Below are 611 nucleotides of genomic sequence, written 5' to 3'. Positions count from 1 at the left end.
TCCGGCTGCCAACCAATTTGTACTCCGTAAGCAATCCCGCCCGTGATTAAGGCAAGAACCCCCGCCCACACTAATGCCGCACTTCCATCAGGCACGCGACCCTGCGCTTTACCCGTAATGCGCGGCGCAAAACCTTGCACAAAGCCATACGCGATCACCCATGATGCTAAAAAGCCACCAACCCACAAGTGATCCCAGCCAAATACGCTGCCGAGATAAACCGGCAAAGCCACCACAAACCAGACATCCCGCGCACCAAACAGGAACATGCGCGCTGCGGACAAGATGTTGACCGATTCAGACTTAGAAAAGATGTGGCTAAACTTAGGCTTATTTTTCGCTTTGCCCATATCGGCTTCTAGCCAGATCATGCTGCAAATGAACACTACCGCGAGCACACTCGCCATAATAAACATCGAGTTTTGGAAACCCACCCAAGACAACAACAAGCCACCGACAAAGAAACCCGCCCCTTTGAGTGCGTTCTTAGAGCCCGTCAAAATCGCCACCCATTTGTAAAGCGCGCCTTGCGGCTCATCTGGTACTAGCGGCTTAATCGCACTCTTGGCACTCATCTTGTTGAGGTCTTTAGCGATACCAGACAAAGCTTG

General features: G+C 51.9%; 1 protein-coding gene. It reads right to left on the bottom strand.

Annotation, left to right across the window (positions count from 1 at the left end):
• The coding region (locus R7O13_RS28610; protein WP_318305428.1) for an MFS transporter at positions 1 to 611 on the bottom strand (611 nt) is incomplete at both ends.

The organism is Vibrio sp. Y176 (assembly GCF_033438945.1).
Note: the sequence above shows the minus strand (reverse complement) of the source record. Positions and strands in the feature narration are given on the sequence as shown.